Annotated in this window: 13 protein-coding genes; 1 reads left to right on the top strand and 12 read right to left on the bottom strand. The window is 59.8% G+C overall.

The features are described from left to right. Window positions 1–2: 2 nt before the first annotated feature. A complete protein-coding gene (locus GY33_RS0117505; RefSeq protein ID WP_031388566.1) occupies window positions 3–1,421 on the bottom strand; it encodes an ATP-grasp domain-containing protein in 1,419 nt (472 codons plus the stop codon). Between the two features lie 78 nt (window positions 1,422–1,499). Next, window positions 1,500–3,038 carry an SDR family oxidoreductase gene (locus GY33_RS0117500; protein ID WP_031388565.1) on the bottom strand — a complete coding sequence of 513 codons (1,539 nt, stop codon included), beginning with the start codon at window positions 3,036–3,038 and terminating at the stop codon, window positions 1,500–1,502. A 155-nt stretch (window positions 3,039–3,193) separates the two neighbouring features. Here GY33_RS0117500 and GY33_RS20105 point away from each other — a divergent pair, with 155 nt between their 5' ends. Then, window positions 3,194–3,895: a MotA/TolQ/ExbB proton channel family protein gene (locus GY33_RS20105; protein WP_051822796.1), complete on the top strand. Its 702-nt coding sequence runs from the start codon at window positions 3,194–3,196 to the stop codon at window positions 3,893–3,895. Here GY33_RS20105 and GY33_RS0117490 read toward each other — a convergent pair. From GY33_RS0117490 to GY33_RS0117445, 10 genes are all read right to left on the bottom strand, one after another. Further along, window positions 3,883–4,299, bottom strand: a complete 417-nt coding sequence (locus GY33_RS0117490) for an acyl-CoA thioesterase (RefSeq protein WP_031388563.1) — start codon at window positions 4,297–4,299, stop codon at window positions 3,883–3,885. The genes GY33_RS20105 and GY33_RS0117490 overlap by 13 nt on opposite strands. A gap of 120 nt (window positions 4,300–4,419) precedes the next feature. Next, a complete protein-coding gene (locus tag GY33_RS0117485) occupies window positions 4,420–5,508 on the bottom strand; it encodes an MraY family glycosyltransferase (RefSeq protein ID WP_051822795.1) in 1,089 nt (362 codons plus the stop codon). Between the two features lie 25 nt (window positions 5,509–5,533). Continuing rightward, complete coding sequence (locus tag GY33_RS0117480) at window positions 5,534–6,532, bottom strand: UDP-glucose 4-epimerase family protein (protein ID WP_035272607.1); 999 nt, start codon at window positions 6,530–6,532, stop codon at window positions 5,534–5,536. 276 nt (window positions 6,533–6,808) lie between these two features. Next, window positions 6,809–7,075: a 30S ribosomal protein S20 gene (rpsT, locus tag GY33_RS0117475; protein ID WP_031388560.1), complete on the bottom strand. Its 267-nt coding sequence runs from the start codon at window positions 7,073–7,075 to the stop codon at window positions 6,809–6,811. Window positions 7,076–7,227: 152 nt separating this feature from the next. Next, window positions 7,228–9,330: a glycine--tRNA ligase subunit beta gene (gene glyS, locus GY33_RS0117470; protein ID WP_031388559.1), complete on the bottom strand. Its 2,103-nt coding sequence runs from the start codon at window positions 9,328–9,330 to the stop codon at window positions 7,228–7,230. Next, complete coding sequence (gene glyQ, locus GY33_RS0117465; RefSeq protein WP_035272605.1) at window positions 9,327–10,253, bottom strand: glycine--tRNA ligase subunit alpha; 927 nt, start codon at window positions 10,251–10,253, stop codon at window positions 9,327–9,329. The genes glyS and glyQ overlap by 4 nt, the downstream gene beginning before the upstream one ends. Window positions 10,254–10,321: 68 nt before the next feature. Then, window positions 10,322–11,122: a DNA repair protein RecO gene (gene recO / locus GY33_RS0117460; RefSeq protein ID WP_031388557.1), complete on the bottom strand. Its 801-nt coding sequence runs from the start codon at window positions 11,120–11,122 to the stop codon at window positions 10,322–10,324. A gap of 36 nt (window positions 11,123–11,158) precedes the next feature. Continuing rightward, window positions 11,159–12,268 (bottom strand): helix-turn-helix domain-containing protein, encoded by a 1,110-nt coding sequence (locus tag GY33_RS19410; protein ID WP_035272603.1) that lies wholly within the window; start codon window positions 12,266–12,268, stop codon window positions 11,159–11,161. A 105-nt stretch (window positions 12,269–12,373) separates the two neighbouring features. Beyond that, window positions 12,374–13,318: a SurA N-terminal domain-containing protein gene (locus tag GY33_RS0117450; RefSeq protein ID WP_031388555.1), complete on the bottom strand. Its 945-nt coding sequence runs from the start codon at window positions 13,316–13,318 to the stop codon at window positions 12,374–12,376. Between the two features lie 38 nt (window positions 13,319–13,356). Next, window positions 13,357–14,331, bottom strand: a complete 975-nt coding sequence (locus GY33_RS0117445) for a peptidylprolyl isomerase (RefSeq protein ID WP_268746657.1) — start codon at window positions 14,329–14,331, stop codon at window positions 13,357–13,359. Window positions 14,332–14,333 lie beyond the last annotated feature (2 nt).

Here is a 14,333-nt window from a genome sequence, read left to right as displayed (position 1 = left end):
GATCAGTCATCCTTCGTTGTGGTTTGGGTCTGAAGCGTTTCGAAAATGGATTCCTTGAGCTGCTGGATGCCCAGACGGATATCCTCCTCCAACTGCGCCCGGCTGTGGCCGACGGCCACCACGCGGCCCAAGAACGTCCCGGGTTGCACGGCGAGCCTGCCGCCGACATGCTCCACCACGATCACGCCGTGGTCCTGTCTGCCGGCCTTGACCTCCCGGAACAGGGTTCGTTCATCCTCGTCCACGGGCACGATCTGGTTGGTTTCGGCCTCTTCGTCCAGCTTGTAGTTATAGGTTCGCCAACAAATATCGCCTAGGGCGTCGACGATTTCCATCTTGTTTTCCGGAAAACGGTTGTGCATCACGGCGTGGTACTCCAGTTCCAACAAGCCGGGCGTGTCCGCTGGCAACGCATTTTCCAAGGTACAGCACATTTCCATGGTGGTGCCCTGTTTCCGGGCATTGACTTCCACGAAAAAGATCCGGCCCTGGTCGTCGACAACGTAATCGCAGCCGAAAATCCCACGATACCCGCTGCGGCCCATAACCTGCCCCACCTTGCGGGTGATCTCCCGCAGTTCCTGCTGCAAGGCGGAAGACAGCGCCGACGGAAAGGTCGACCCGCGAAACTTGTTTCCGTCCTGGATTTCCTGGTCCGCGATGGCCGCGATGAAGACGTCCGCTGGGCCGGCCACGACGCCAAGCACGGTGGGGTCGTCGAGATGGGGAATATAACGGCTGATGAAGAACTTCCCCTTGAGGTGGGCGGCTTTGGTCCCGATCTCCTCCTGAGTAGTGGCCAGGAAGCTGTTCACTCCTGCCGCGGAATAGGGTTGGCTGACAAAGATTCCGTCGGGCCATTCCCCCCAGAGATCCCGTGCCGTTTCCAGCATGTGCTCCGCGTCCGCGCAAACCCGGTAGTCGATCAGCGGGGCCGTGCCCTTGAGCATCTGTAACTGGTAAAGCTTGTTGTTCCAGATATTGGCGATATGCCCGCTGGGGCCAAGGATGCGCACGTCGGGAATCAAAGCCAGGGTCAACTCCGGAACGGATTCAAAGACGTGGATGAACACCTGCCCTTGCTTGTCCAGGAGTTGTCGGACCAAGTCATTGACCGCGGCGGAAGCCGAGACCATGGAGGCGAAAGTCCTCGGAGCGATCCGGAAACTGACCTTGCGCCCTTTGGCCCGGTAAAGTTCACGGGCCATGGGGTTGATCACCAGGGTGTTCTTGTGCGGGTAGGATTCCAGCACGTCCGACAGGATGGAGATGAAATCAAAGGGCCGCCCATGGATCTTGGACAGGGTCTCCTTGACGAACTGGTTCAGGCAGTCCGTCTTGATTTCACCGATGTACAAAAAATATGAAACTTCAGGGTCCAGCTTGATGTCCGAAAAAAAGACATCGTCCTCCATGAGCATAATCTCGCCCTCCGCAGCATCCGGATAAAATGAGCTCTCGCTAGGCCCTTTCCATGGCGAGGTCAATGGCTTTAGGGGTCATCGTCCACCGGGCAACGCACAGCTCGTCGTGGACGATGGGTCCAGCGGTTGAGCCGGTCCCGCCGTCTGGCCGGTCTGACGGGCAATCTTTTCCAGCATGCCTTTGAAGATCAAAATATGGAACGGATAGGTAGCGTACCAGTAGGCCAAACCCCACAGACCTCTTGGTAAAAACCGGGAACGCTCAATGATTTCCGTATGCTCTCCTTCCGGACCGGCGGGACGCAGTTCGAAATCCAGCAGGGCTTCCCCTGGCGTCTTCATTTCCGCCAGCAGGCGCAACCGACGCCCGGGTTCCAGTTGGAGCACCCGCCAGAAGTCCAGGGCGTCGCCGACGCGGATTTCCGTTGGATGCCGGCGTCCGCGCCGCAGCCCAACTCCGCCGACCATCCGGTCCATAAACCCGCGCAGCCGCCAAAGCCAATCACCATAATACCAACCGGTCTCCCCTCCCAGGGCGGCCACCACGGGCCAAACCTCTTCCGGCTTCGCCTCGATCTTGATGTGGTAGGACAAGCCCAGGAGTGTGCCTCCGGCATAGGGGGCGTCCCCGCAATCCAGCCATTCCGGAGGCGGCTGAAACCCGGCGTCGCTCCAGCAGGTTTCCACGTCCAGTTGCTGGACCTTCTGGAGCGCTGTGACAATAGCTTCCCGACAGGTCAAAAGCCGCTGGGGGATGATTTCCCGAATCCGGTTTTCCGAGCAGACAACCCGGTTGCGCAACCCCACGACAAGAGGCTTGGCCAAAGCCGTAGGTATCGGGGTGACAAAATTGATCCAGAGCGATGAAAGGTGTGGAGTAAGCAGTGGCACCGGAATCAGGATTCTGCGTCGCAACCCGGCGATTTGGGCATAGAGTTGAAACATCTGTTCATAGGTGAACACGTCAGGACCGCCGATGTCGTATGTCTCACCAGAGGTTGCCGGTTGTTCCAGACAGCCTGCAAGGTACTCGATCACGTTGGATACGGCGATGGGCTGGCATTCTGTGCGCACCCAGCGCGGAGTGATCATCACCGGCAGACGCTCGGTCAGATAGCGCAGGATCTCAAAAGACGCACTGCCCGACCCGATGATCATGGCCGCCCGCAGGAAGGTCACGGGCACGCGCCCTTCCTGGAGCACCCTGGCCACTTCCAGCCGGGAGCGCAGATGCTTGCTCAGATGCGCGTCGCTCTCCTCCCCCAGGCCGCCCAGGTAGATGATCCGCGAAAGCCCCTGAGTCTCGGCGGCCCGGGCCATGTTCTCCGCGGCGACCCTGTCCGCCGAAGCGAAATCCTTGGCGCCCGGCGTCATGGAATGCACCAGGTAATACGCCGCGGAGCAGCCTTCCATGGCCCGCTCCAGGGAAGCCTGGTCCATAACGTCGCCCTGGGCCAACCGTATCAGCGGATGCCCGGCCCAGGGGCGGCATCCAAGCTTGCCCAGAGAACGGGCCATGGCCGTGACCGCGTGCCCCCGTTCCAGCAGCTTTTTGATCAGCCTCCCGCCGATGTACCCCGTGGCCCCGGTGACCAACACGCGTTGCTCAGCCATGAACATCTCCTTTTGCCCTGCACATGGTCATACCCCGGCTTGATTGCTTTCCCGGTGGTTGCTCGCTAGGTTGACTCCGGACCGTCCCATGCGGCCCAGTTTTTGATCCGCCTCTCAGACAGCCGCTTTCCAGGCTGCGCGGAGACCAACCTCTCATGCCCGACATCGCCTACCTGCACATCTTCCTTCGCGCATCCTGGATCATCCAGGGCGTGTATCTTCTGCTGGGAACAATGTCCGTGATCTGCTGGGGGTTGATCTTCGCCAAGCTGATCCAGTTTCGCAGCTTGTCCAAAACCGTGACCGAAGACACGGAGACATTGCGGGAGGCCAAGGAGCTTCAGGCCGCCTTTCTCAACCTCTCCCCGGGCTCCATCACCCAAAAGGTGGCCCAAGCCGGGCACGACGAATATTTGGAATTGCAGGGACTGGGACTGCCCCCGGGAGAACGCGCCCAGATCGTCCTGGAGAGCTTGCGGCACACGCTCCGGGATGAAGTCCGCCGGCAAGCCGGCACCGGCTTTCGCCCCCTGACCTTTCTGGGCGTCTGCGCCAACGCCGCGCCCCTGATGGGCCTGTTCGGCACGGTCTGGGGTATCTTCCATTCCTTTCAAGGCTTCAGCGAACTCAGCCGCGCCGCCAATTTGATGATCGTCGGCCAGGGGCTGGGCGAAGCCCTGGGGACCACTATTGTCGGTCTGCTGGTGGCCATCCCGGCGACCCTGTTCTACAACTACTTCCTCAGTCGCCTCGGCGAATTGGAACGCAACCTCGCCCACTTCGCCCAACTCTTCCTGAAGCTCGTCAAGCACGACCTGCACCGGCAACGGACTCCGGGCCCGGATCATTCGGGCTGAAAACGCGCCCTAATCACGTCCTCCACCTCTTTGGGAATCTCCGGCCTGCCTTGCTGGTTCAAGGCCGTGGCGGTGATCTTCGCCTTGAGCACGAGTTTTTGGTCCGGCAGGCGGTGGATGTCCTGGTAAAAGACCATCCGCAGCCGGGACTCCTTGATCAGGCTCAGGCCGACGGCGAAGGAATCCCCGCTGGTCAGGGCGCTCTTGTAGTCGATTTCCGCCCGGACCACGACGAAATAGACCCCCATCATGGTATATTGCTTAAAGTCAATGCCCACGGACTTCATACATTCATGGCGGGCATGCTCGAGGTAGTTCTGATATACGGCGTTGTTCACGATCCCCTGCATGTCGCATTCGTAGTCGCGAACGGCCATTTCCAGGGTAAAGTCATGTTTTCTCATAACTATTCCTTTCCAAGCAGGATGATTTTTCGGGGTCGACGTGAAATGGGACGGCTTGTTTTCTCATAACGAGATATCCGAGCGATTGCATTGGCGTCAAATGATTCGAGTCCAGCTTTTTCACGTCAGCCGCCGTTCCATCCACCCCACCACCATCGCCAGGGCAAGGTAGGTGAAAACCCAAAGCAAAAGGCCGGGGAAAACCCAGAGCGGATTCGCGAACTGAAGCAGGATCAAGCCGGATACCCCGGCGGCCAGCATCACGACGTACTCCGCCAGCACGGTTTTGCGGTGTCCCCATCCCAACTGGACCAGGCGTTGATAATAATGGCTCCGATGGGCCTGCCAGACCTTTTCTCCGGCCAGCAGACGCCGCAGCAAGGTCACGGTGGCGTCCACGATAAATGGGGAAAAGACCAGGACCCCGGCCCAAAACGGAAACATCCCCCGGCCGTCGGCCCAGAGAATCAGCGCTCCGGCCCAGAATCCCAGGGTGGAGGCCCCGGTGTCGCCCATGAAGATCCTGGCCGGCGGGAAATTGAAAACGAGGAATCCCAGGCAGGCCAGCGAGGTCATCCAGCAGATCAGGGCATACCCGGACTCGCCGGCCAGCCAGCCGAACAGTCCCAGAAAGCCGAACCCGATCAGCCCCATGCCTCCGGCAAAGCCGTCCATGCCGTCCATGAAGTTGTACAGGTTGGTCATCCAGACCACGAAAAGACCGGAAAAAAGAATTCCCAGGCTCACCGGCCAAGCCCAAACCCAAGTGCCCAGGTCCAGGGCTCGCGGCACCAAACCTCCAGCCAGAAGAACGAACGCGGCCGCGACGTGCACGGCAAACCGGGGAACCACTCCGACGCCTTTGCGGTCGTCGAGAAAGGAAACCATGGCCACCAGCAATGCCCCGCTCAACGACCAGAGCAGTTCGGGAAACGCTTCGCGGATCGGCACCTCCGTCTTCCACTCGCCGGATGCTCCAGGGGCAAGGACGCCTATCGCCAAGGCGACGACCATGCCCGCGGTCAGGCCGGCCAGGATGGCCAGCCCTCCGGTCCGCGGCACGGGAGTATGGTGGAGGGAACGCTCGTTGGGGTGGTCCAGAATCCGCAACCGGGCGCTGCCGGACGTCAGGTAGGCGGTCAACGCCGCGCTGGAAAAGAGCGCCGCGAGGAAGGGCACGAGGAAAGACAGACCGGGGCCAAAGGTCATTTCAGGGACATCTCTGAGTCATCTTTTACGGACAACGATGCGTCAAGCCGCCTTCGTGGCTATACCAACGGGCCATATCCAGCAGGCCGTCTTCCAGGCTTTTGGTCGGGCTCCAGCCCATTTCGTCACGGATTTTCCCAGCGTCCACCTCCAGGGAACCGGTCAGCCGCCGAAATTCGGACTGTCGCCCTGCGAACTTGGCCGCCACTTCCATCCAGGCCACGGGCACGGAGAACAGCTTGGCCTTGTGGTTCATGCCCTCGGCCAAAATCCGGACCAGATCACGAGACGAAATTGTTTCCGCGTCCGCCAGGAGATAGGTTCCGGTTGTCGAATGAGAGACGCACAAACTCAGCGCGGAGCAGAGATTCTCCAAACCGAGCATGCTCCGCTTGTTCCGGACCGCGCCCAGGGGCAAGGTCCGGCCCTGGCGGATGCCGTCCATCAGACGTAACAGATTGCCCTTGACCCCGGGACCATGCACCAGGGGCGGACGAAGAATCGTTACTTCCAGACCGGTGGCGGCGGATGCTTCGGCAAGAACCTGTTCGGCCTCCCATTTCGTGATCCCGTAAGGATCTTCGGGCCCGGGCGGATCATTCTCGGTAAAGGGGCGACCATGGGTCTGCTCCCCATTGACCTTGATCGAGCTAACGAAGACCACCCGCCCAACCCCGCTCTTCGCGGCCTGGCGAGCCAGATTCTCCGTGCCGTCCAGATTCACCACCCGGTAGGCGCTCAGAGCCTTGGCCTTGTCCTGAATCCTGTGCGCCCGCCCGGCCAGATGCACCACGACCTGGACCCCGTCCAAGGCCTCGGACCAGTCCGTTTCCCCGTCAATATCGCCAATCTCGACGACGTCCTCGTCGCTCACGCCTTCCGATCTCAAAGGCGAGGCGTCGTCCAAAACGCTTCGTGTGCGCACCGCGGCGCGGACCGCATGGCCCTGGTTTCGCAACGTGGAACACAGCTCCCGCCCCACGAAACCGTTCGCCCCGGTGACCAGTATCCGTTTTTCCGACATGATTGCTCCAATCCGTCAGGGGTACGCGCTTCGCGCGGAAATCGGCAGACAAAACACGAACCCTGAACCGGCATATCTTCATGAGTTCTCCAGGTCCGTGAACAGCCGAAAAGTATTACCCGTTCAAGCCGACTTTGCAAATCGTCTCCCCGAGCCTACGACAGCGGCACGGCGTTCGTGGACGGTCGAAAAATTGGGCGTCGGAGCGGTTAAACGAAAAAAGCCCGTCACGGCAATCCGCGACGGGCTTAGTTGGTAAAAATACGAAAAGAATGATCAGTCTTTCAACTTATTAACCGCCAGGGTCAGGCGGGACACCTTTCGGGCCGCGCAACCCCGGTGAATGACTTTTTTCCCGGCGGCCTTGTCCAAAACGGTAGTGGCCTGCGTCAATTGGGCCTGGGCTTGTTCCAAATCCTTTTGCTCCACAGCCTGACGGACCGCCTTCACGGCATTCTTGATCCGGGTCTTGGTCGCCTTATTGCGGGCCTGAGCCTTCAGGCTCTGTCGGTGCCGCTTGAGTGCTGATGCATGATTAGCCAATGTCTTTCCTCCTCAAAGAATAGAATCGATAAAAATGAATATAGGCGGCACGTTGTGCCTTTCGAATTGTCTCACTTCGCAAAAAAGAATTCCTACGCAAAAGAGCGCCGAGTTGTCAAGGAATTATCTTCACGAGTCAGCGATTTTTGTCACTAAACCTGCAAGGCCGGAAAATCGGCCAGCACTTCGAATCGATCCACGAGGGACTTGAGCAGGTTCAGACGATTAACCCGTAATTCTGTCTCCGGACACATGACCATGACATGGCCGAACAGGTCGTCAACATATGGTTTGATTTCCAGAAGCAAGGCCAACATGTCCGCGTACCGGTCCTGGGCCGCCATTTCCTCCCAGCGGGGGACGATGGCCCGCCAGGCTTCGGCCAGAGCCTTCTCCTGAGGCTCGACGAGCAAGGCCTCGTCGCAGACGCCGCTGAGACTTGAGCCGTCGACATTTTCCGCGGCTTGCTTACGGATGATGTTCGCGACCCGCTTGAAGGTCTGCACCGAGGCCGTAAACTCCGGCTCCTTGCTGAAGCTAAGCAACGCCTCGACCCTGGCCCGCAGGGCACAGACATACGCGAACCCGGCCCCAACCGCGGCGTCCACGATCCGGGTGGGATAGCCCTGACCCTGAAAATAAGCTTTTAGACGCTGGCCGAAAAAGTCCATCAGCTTGGCCCGGCTCTCCTCGGGGGCGACTTTCCAGGAAATCGGGCCATAGGCTCCCTGAGCGTCTTGAAGCAGCTTCTCCAGGTCCAGGCGCAGGGAGTGCTCCATAATGATCCGGCAGATCCCCAGAGCGGCCCGGCGCAGGGCGTAAGGGTCATTGGCCCCGGTGGGGGTCATGTCCAGGCCGAAGCATCCCGTCAGGGTATCGGCCTTGTCCGCCATGGCCAGCAATGCTCCCAGACGGGTGGTCGGGACCGGGCTGTCCGGGCCGGCGGGCAGATAGTGCTCGGCCAGGGCCAGGGCCACCTCCTCCGCCTCTCCCTGCCGACGGGCGTAGATTCCGCCCATGGCCCCTTGCAGTTCAGCGAACTCCTTGACCATCTCCGAGACCAAGTCCATTTTAGCCAAAAGTCCGGCCCTTGCGGCCTGAACCCGGCTTTCGGGCAGGAATCTCTCGGCCAGAACCCCTGTCAAACGTTCCAATCGTCGGCACTTGTCGCCCATGCTGCCCAATGGAGCTAAAAAGACGACGCTCTCCAGCATGTCCAGCCACGTCGTGGAGGAAGCCCGGCAATCGACCTGGAAAAAGAACCGGGCGTCTTCCAGTCGAGCCCGCAGCACCCGCTCCCAGCCCTTGCGCACCAGCTGCTCGTCCTTGGGCCGCAGGTTGATCACGGTCAGAAAGTTCGGCAGAAGGCTGCCGGATTCGTCCTCCACGCCGAAACTCTTCTGGTGCTGCTCCATGCTGGTCAGCAACACCTCGCGGGGCAGTTCCAGGAAAGAAGGATCGTACTCGGCCAACACGGCTACCGGGTGCTCGACAAGCTGGGTCACTTCGTCCAACAATCGATCCTTCCAGACGATCCGCGCCTTGCGCCCGGCGGCCAGTTCGTCGCCCTGCGCAATGACGGTCTTGCGTCGAACATCGCTCTCCAGAACGACTTTTCCCTGATCCGCCAGGATCGAGAAAAACTCCCCGGCCTCCCGGACGTTCCAGGGGCCGCGCCCCATGACCCGATGCCCGTACGTCATGCGGTCCGCGACGACCCCGGCGAATCGAACATCCACCACGTCCCCCCCGAGCAGGCAGAGAATCCAGCGCAGCGGGCGGCCGAACGCCGTATCCCCGTCGGCCCAGCGCATTTTTTTGGGAAAGCTCAGGCCGGCGATGATTTCGGCCAACAGCCCAGGCAGGATGTCCGTGCTTCGACCGCCGCCCACCTGCTTGCGCACCGCGGCATAGGCCCCCTTGGGGGTGTCGTGGGCGAACAGTTGAGAGGGCTCCACCCCGTGTCCCGAAGCAAATCCCAAGGCCGGCTTCAAAGGCTGGCCGTCCGAACCAAAAGCGGCCTTCCAGGGCGGACCGATGAATAATTCTTCTACCTCCTGCTGGTGCTGGTCCATACTCGGGCAAAACACGATCAACCGCCTGGGCGTCGAAGCGGTCCGCACCGGGGCGGCCTGAATCCGGGCCGTTTCAAGGGCCTGAGTCAGATCCGTGGCCAATTGGCGTTCCAGAGGAGCAAGAAAGCCGGCCGGCATTTCCTCGGTCCCCAATTCCAGAATAAACGGTGCGCCGGTCATGAGGCACCTCCCGAAGCATCGGGCTGGGCCTCTGGACGCGAACCAGACAGGCCTGTAGGCGCGAGCATGGGCAGGCCCAGTTCTTCGCGCTGGGTCGCATACAGCCTGGCCACCCGGGAGGCCAGCTTGCGCACTCGGGCGATATACCCGGTCCGTTCGGTGATGGAGATGGCGCCGCGGGCGTCCAGCAGATTGAAGGTATGCGAACACTTCAGGCAGTAATCATAGGCCGGCCAGGGCAGCCCGGCTTCGCCCAAACGGGTGCTTTCCGCCTCGTACATCTCAAAAAGCCGGGCCAGCATGTCCGCGTCCGCGGCCTCGAAATTGTACCGGGAGTGCTCCACCTCGCCTTGATGATGCACCTGGCCGTAGGTCACGGTCTGGTTCCATTGCAGGTCGTAGACTGACTCCTTTTCCTGGAGATACATGGCCAAGCGCTCCAGGCCGTAGGTGATTTCCACGCTGACCGGCTTCAGATCGATGCCCCCGACCTGCTGGAAATAGGTGAACTGGGTCACCTCCATGCCGTTGAGCCAGACTTCCCAGCCCAGGCCCCAGGCTCCCAACGTAGGGGATTCCCAGTCGTCCTCCACAAACCGGATATCATGCTCTTCGACCCGGATGCCCAAGCCGGCCAAGCTTTCCAGGTACATTTCCTGAATGCGGTTGGGGGACGGCTTCATGATTACCTGAAACTGGTAATAGTGCTGCAAACGGTTCGGGTTCTCGCCATACCGGCCGTCCGTTGGCCTGCGGGAGGGCTCCACGTAGGCCACGTTCCAGGGTTCCGGTCCGATGACCCGCAAGAAGGTGGCCGGATTGAATGTCCCCGCACCCACTTCAATGTCGTAGGGCTGCTGCACCACGCATCCCCGTTGCCCCCAATAGGTTTGCAAGGCGAAAATGATGTCTTGAAAATACATTGCGGTTCCTGATTGAAAAAAGTTATTGGAAGTCGAAGTACTTGCCCTTCCATCTCTTGCCTCAGCCTTCACTCCGAGACGAACCGACCGTTGCGCCAGCGCAGCCCGAGATGACGTCGCACGTACCCGTCCACCATCTGGAACAACTCCCCTCGCGTGGCCGGAGACATGGACAAGGCCGCCCACTGTCGGGGGCCGTTGGAAGACAGGTTGTTCAGGATGGAACGGGTCTCCGGCCCGATCCGCAGTTGATGCCCACCAGTTGGAAAACAGTGGGCGCAATATATACCTCCGGTCTCCATTGCCAAGGTCATTCCAGGGTGATCAGCCATCCTTACGGCTTGTGGCTCGACCCGTTCCCCGCATTGCGCCTCGGCCATTGTCCGCCCGCAAACCGCACACGTGTTCAACTCTGGAGCGTAGCCCTGAGTGAAGCATATTTTGGCCCGAAAAAGCTGGGCGAATACTGGAGGAACGTCTTCGGCCTGATTCAGAACGTCCAAGGTTTCCAACAGCAGTCCATGTATCGCCGGGGCCTCATCGGAGCTGATCCGCAAAGCCTGGACGAATTGCAGGCAATTCGCCGCGAGCCCGGCCCGGCTCGCATCGTGACGCAACCGAGAAAAACCGCGCAACAGGGTCGCTTCCTCCAGCACATGGCGCCCCTTGGCCGGAAAAAAGCGCACCTTGAACAGCACGCTGTTCAAGGTGTCCAAACAGCCGCAAAAACGGCGTCGACTCTTGGCTCCACCAAAGGCCATGGCCGTTACCATGCCCTGACTCGGAGAAAAAAAACGCACCCAGCAATCAATCTCGCGAAACCTGCCAACCTTCAAAATCAGGCCTTCGCCGGTCCACTCCCGGTACACGATGCGTCTCTACGACGAAGCCACGTGGAACGCTCGTCAGGGAAAACGCAAGGACATGACTTCACCGGAGCGAGCCGAGAAGGGCCAAGGGTTCCCGTCCATGTACAGAACCACGCCACCGGCATTGCCCAAGCGGACTTCCAGGGTGTTTTCAAACGTAATCACGAATCGTTCCCCGGGCCGTAAAAATGCTTCCCGAGGGCGTGCGCCATCGGCTTGGGCGGAGAGCCAACAATTTTCCGTGGCCCGAATTTCCAGTGTTTTCTCGACTCCCGCCGGCGCAAGCGCAGGTTCTTGAGCAACACCGGCCTGCTCGGGACGTCGCTCTTGGGGCGAGGCCTCGGTTTGAGCCGTTTCAACAGTAGGTTCAGGTGCGGTTGCCGGAGCCGGAACAGGCGTTGATGGGGATTCCAGGGTTGTTGCCGGGAGAGTTGCCGAGGAAGATTCTTGGGGAGGTTCCGCGACGGACGGAGTTCGAGGGCCGGTTTCCCGGACGGGACGATCTGGAACAACGTCTTCTATTGCCTGGGATTCCAACTCCGGCAACCCCGCGTCCTCCGGGGTCTCGCTGACCGGTTCCTCGGCCAAGGAAGGAAACGCCAGGGACCCGGGCTCGCCTCCAATCCCGAGATCACCGTCCCTGACAAAAGGCTCTCCGTGAGACGCGGGGGCCAGAAACGGCTCCGATCCGGAACGCCCGTTGGTCATGGATGAAATGTCTTCCGGGGCGTCACTGGGAAACAATTTGCGAATATCATCCTTAAAAAACCAGAATCCGGCCCCGATGAGCGCCAGAAGCAGCAGTACTCCGGCGAAAATACCGACAAACCGCGGCCAGCCCTCCCGCACGGATGGCAGTTTCTCGGCATCGGCCAAAACCAGATCATCATAATCCGACTCGTCTTTGGAAACATATATCTGGGCCAAAGTATTGCCCATCTTGTCCGCGTCCATCCCCAAAAACCGAGCGTAATTCTTGACGAATCCCTTGGCATAGACCGGATGCGGCAGGGCCTGTTCGTTTCCCTCTTCAATGGCCGTCAAGTTCATCCGACTGATCTTGGTCTTGTCCATCACGTCCGCGATTTCCAAGCCCTGACGGAGACGCTCTTCTTTCAGCAGTTGCCCGAATTCCTTCAGATCCATAGTGTGCTCCCAAACAGCGTATCCGCTTTCAATGCCTGGCCTTCACCGTGCCCCACCGAGGCATGAACGCGGCCGCGTCGGAAATAACCGCATTATTATGATTAACTAGAGCCGAACATCGATCAAGGCCCTGTTCCGCAAATTCTCCATATAAATATCATATCGCTCATCCAGGAGCGGCTCCATCAACGTCTCGCGGATTTGCTCCTCCACGTCGGCCAGGGTCTTCAGTTCACCAGCTTCCTCTTCCAACAGCTTGATTACGGCCGGACGATCCTGGATCAAAACAACCGCGGAGATGTCTCCAACGCGCAATGGTTCCACGGCCCCACGCCAGTTCGGCGACAAATCTCCCCAGGCGAACATGCCCATGTCTCCGCCTTGTTCCGCTCCTGGACCTCTGGAGTATCGCCCGGCGGCCTCGCCAAAAGACAGCTCTCCAGCCTGAATCCCGGCCAGAACCTCCTCAGCCAAAGCTTGAGAGTCGAACAAAATCAGGCCGAGACGAACCCGACGCTGCTGGGCGAATTCTTCCTTATTGGCCTCGAAAAAGGCCCGCACCTCATCCGAAGTGACCACAACCTTGCGACGGACCATGAAGCCCAGCAGACGATGTTGAAGCATTTCGTCGCGCAACCGGCGCTCGTACTGCTCCCGGGTCAAGCCTTGAAGCGTCAACTGCTCCTGAAACTGACGCTCGCTCAACCCCGCCCGCTCACGTAATTGCCGAGCCTGGGTCTGGACCTCCAGGTCCGTCACGGCGATCTCCAGGCGTTTAGCCTCCTGGCGCAAGAGAACCTCGTCGACCATTCGATCCAAGAGTTGGCGCTTCGCGTCCAGAAGCATGCGCTTCTCCGCCTCGCCCAGGTCCTGACCCTGGAACTGCTCCACAAAAGGTCGGAAACGTTGATTCAGTTCAAACAAGGTTATCACGTCGCCGTTGACCACGGCGACGATCCGATCCACCACGTCTCGGGCCGAAGCAGGCCCGGCGGTTGCCGACAAGATGAGAACGGCGCCCAGCATCACGAGCCGCCAAAAATACCGCATTCCGTTTCTCCACGCAAAAACTTCAGTTTAAAAAAGGGTCATTCCCGTGCCAGTAGTTGATGGTTGACCTGAATACTGGCGGATCGCAACGCTTCCGCGAGCCATGCGTCAAAGGCCTCCCGAAGCTTGCCCTCAAGCAGGACCCGCTCCACAAGCGGATAGGCCTGGGCCGGATCGACGATTCTACCCTCGGTTCGCTCCTGCAAGACCAGAACCTGATATCCTTCCGGGTTGCGCGACATAACATTCGTCGCCTCCCTGGGCTCCAAACCGGACAACAACGCCTGCCAATCTCCGGGGATGTTGTCCTCCCGCAAGGCATAGGCATGCACGTCCACCCTGTCGAAGCGCTTCCCCAGTACGTCGGGATCAGGCTCAGTGGCGGAGAGTTCCAGCACCTTCTCCACCAAGTCCCGTTCCTGACCTTGGATCAGCAGAAATCGCACACGAGGTTGGAGATAAAAGTCGGCGATATGTTCCCGATAATAGGCGTCCACTTCCAGATAATCAATGGATATGGAGGGTCGCAGCACCTTCTGGATCAGTTTTTCCTGATTCAACCCGGCCCGAAGCTGCTCCCGCCATCGATCCAGATGTATATACTCCTCGATCAGCATCTGCTCGAAAGCCCCTTCCGGATAATCGGCCCGGACCACCATCTCCGCCGCCTCCAATTCCTCGTCGGTCACGGCCAGACCCTGATCGGCCAGATATCCAGCCACCAATCGCTGCACCAGGATTTCGGTCAGCACCATTCCGTACTCTTCTTGCAGACGTTGCAAGGAGTCCACCTGGTGCGTCATGCCCGCCAGGTACTTCAGATCATGCACGGCCTCGACTTCGGAAAGCAGCACGGGCTCTCCGTTGATCCGAGCCACGACGCCCTGTTCATCGAATGGAGCGGAGCATCCCGTCACCAAGGTGAGCAGCAAGATCAGGCCCAAACAAACAGGCGAGGCGGCAGCCGGTCTTGTGGTCTGAAAAGCGCTGAGGCACAAAGAGTATTGAAGCATGG

It is taken from the genome of Desulfonatronum thiodismutans, from assembly GCF_000717475.1.
Taxonomy (GTDB): Bacteria; Desulfobacterota; Desulfovibrionia; order Desulfovibrionales; family Desulfonatronaceae; genus Desulfonatronum; species Desulfonatronum thiodismutans.
Note: the sequence above shows the minus strand (reverse complement) of the source record. Positions and strands in the feature narration are given on the sequence as shown.